Annotated in this window: 2 protein-coding genes; both read right to left on the reverse strand. The window is 69.8% G+C overall.

Annotated features, from left to right (window positions below; all coding sequences use genetic code 11):
- A partial coding sequence (locus C8P66_RS23290; protein ID WP_111400662.1) for a site-specific DNA-methyltransferase occupies positions 1-1,142 on the reverse strand: 1,142 nt, incomplete at its 3' end.
- Complete coding sequence (locus C8P66_RS23295) at positions 1,132-2,589, reverse strand: site-specific DNA-methyltransferase (RefSeq protein ID WP_111400663.1); 1,458 nt, start codon at positions 2,587-2,589, stop codon at positions 1,132-1,134. The genes C8P66_RS23290 and C8P66_RS23295, both read right to left, overlap by 11 nt.
- Positions 2,590-2,733 lie beyond the last annotated feature (144 nt).

The following is a 2,733-nucleotide window of genomic DNA, read 5'->3' on the forward strand; positions in this document are numbered from 1 at the left end:
GGATCGATATCCACCGCATGGCACACCCGCCCCGTCGTCTCCGCGGCAATCAGCGTGGTGCCGCTGCCGAGAAACGGATCGTAGATCGCCTCGCCCGCCGCGCTGTTGTTGATGATCGGGCGGCGCATGCATTCCACCGGCTTCTGCGTGCCGTGCACCGTCGCCGCGTCCTCGTCGCCGCCGTTCGAGATGGCCCAGAGCGTGGCCTGGTCACGCGCGCCCTGCCAATGCCCAGTCGCGCCTTTGCGCACCGCGTAGAGGCAGGGCTCGTGCTGCCAGTGATAATCGCCGCGCCCCAGCACGAAGCGCGGCTTCGCCCAGACGATCTGACTGCGGATCACGAAGCCCGTCGCCTCGAGGCTGTCGATCACCGTGCGGCTGTGCACGCCGGCATGCCAGACATAGGCGACATCGCCCGGGAACAACGCCCAGGCCTGGCGCCAGTCGGCGCGATCATCATTCGCCACCTTGCCGGTGCGCATGGTGGCCGACACGCCGGCCTCGTTCCGCCATTCCGGATCATAGTTCACGCCATAGGGCGGGTCGGTGATCATCAAATGCGGCGCCGCGCCATCCAGCAGGCTGGCCACGTCTGCTGCGCTGGTGGCGTCGCCGCACAGCAGCCGGTGTGGACCGAGCTGCCAGAGGTCGCCGGGACGGGTAACCGGAACCACCGGTGGCTCGGGCGCCGGCGCATCGCTATCTCCAGCGGCAGCCGGGGCGTCGCCCGCGGTGTCGGCCAGCAGGCGATCCAGGTCTGTCTGGTCGAAGCCGATCAGGCCAATGTCGAATTCATCCGCGCGCAGCTCCCGCAGCTCGGCGGCGAGCAGGCTCTCGTCCCAGGTCGAGTTCAGCGCCAGCTGGTTGTCGGCCAGCCGGAAGGCCCGCGCCTGCGCCTCGGTCAGATGGCCGAGCCGGATGGCGGGAATCGCGTCGAGCCCGAGGGCTTTCGCCGCCAGGACGCGACCATGGCCCGCGATCAACACGCCACCATCATCCACCAGCACCGGCACGTTGAAGCCGAACTCGGCGATGGACGCCGCCAGCTGCGCGACCTGCTCGGTGGGGTGCATGCGCGCATTGGCGGCGTATGCCGCGAGCGATGCCACCGGCATCATCTCCATCTGAAGGTCAGGCCGCATCGGCGGTGGCCTCCATTCGTGCTGCGGCAACGGCGTCATAGTCCCGCCCATCGTCGGCCAGCGTCACGGGCAGGTCAGGGTGCAGCATGCGCCACCGCGCCACCGCCAGGTCGACATAGGCCGGCGCCAGTTCGATCGCCCGCACGCGGCGGCCCGTGCGCTGGCCGGCGAGAATGGTGGTCCCGGAGCCACCAAACGGCTCGAACACGACCTCGCCTTCGTCGGTGTAGGTCCGCATCAGGAACTCCGGCAGCACCACCGGGAACACCGCGGGGTGCTCGGTCTCGATGCCGCGGCCCTTGTGGCGGGTCAGGCGCAGCACGTTGTCGGGGATGCGGAAGTCCTGCACCGGAAGGCCGGCGTGCTGGTATTCCGAGATGGTGCCGTCGGCAGCCCGCAGTCCGCTGCCCTTGTTCGGCGTGCCGGCCCATTTGCAGGGCACGATCTTGTTCGCCTGGCGCGACTGCCGGTTGAAGTGAAAGACGAGCTCGAAGGCCGGCGCGAGGCGACCGTTCCAGTCGCCGGGGAGACCGGGCCCCTGGTCCCAGGCGTAGAGGCCAAACCGGCGCCAGCCGCGGCCGCGCATCCAGTCGAGCCAGCCGGACCAATAGGGCTGCCATTCGCTGTCGCGGTGGATCAGGCCGAGGTTGACGAGCACCTGGCCGTCCGGCCGCATGGCCGCGTCGAGATGCTGGAACACGCCCTGCATGAGCGCATCCCAATCGGTGCCGCCACCGGTGGTGTAGTCGCGCTGGTTTCCATAGGGCGGGGAGGTGAACAACACCGCGGCGCGATCCTCGCCCATCACGCGCGCCACGCTGGCGGCGTCGGTGCTGTCGCCGCAGAGAAGACGGTGGTTGCCGAGCAGCCAGAGATCGCCGGGGCGGGTAACGGCCTGGCGCGGCGGCTCCGGATCGGCGTCTGCGGGATCGTCCGCCGACGCGTCGTTGCCAGGGACGTCGGCGCTGGCAACGGCCGGGCTGGCAAGCAACCCGTTGCCAGGGTCCGTTGCCACCGGCTCCATGCCGGCCAGCAGCCGATCGAGCTCACCCGCGTCGAAGCCGGTGAGCGCCAGATCGAGGCCGCCGATCTCCTGCAGCTTGGCGACCTCGGCGGCGAGCAGTGCCTCGTCCCAGCTGGCATTCAGCGCGATACGGTTGTCCGCCAGGCGGTAGGCGGCCTTCTGCGCCTTGGTCAGGCCGGCGCGGGTGATGGTGGGGACCGTCTCCAGGCCCAGGGATTTGGCGGCTTGCAGCCGGCCATGGCCGGCAATGACCTCGCCGCGCTCGTCGACCAGCACCGGCGCCACGAACCCGAACTCGAGGATGGAGGCCGCGATCTGCCCCACCTGCTCGGCGGAATGCGTGCGCGCATTGCCGGCATAGGGCAGCAGGGAGGCGACCGCGCGCGCCTCGACGGCGCTCGCAGACCATGGGGCCTGGGGCATGCGCACCTGCTGGAAATCGATGGTGGTGGTGAAGAATGCCGCCCGGCGAGGCTGGCAACCTGGCAGCGCTGGCAACCTCGAAAACGGGGCTGACACTAGGCGCCTTGCGCGCTTCCGCCCCCCGCATACAGTATTCGCGGGAAG

The organism is Humitalea rosea (assembly GCF_003253705.1).
Classification (GTDB): Bacteria; Pseudomonadota; Alphaproteobacteria; order Acetobacterales; family Acetobacteraceae; genus Humitalea; species Humitalea rosea.

What these genes read in the sequence shown, in the direction of transcription:
- C8P66_RS23295 (WP_111400663.1), bottom strand. Translation starts at nt 2,589, where the DNA reads ATGCCCCAGGCCCCATGGTCTGCGAGCGCCGTCGAGGCGCGCGCGGTC.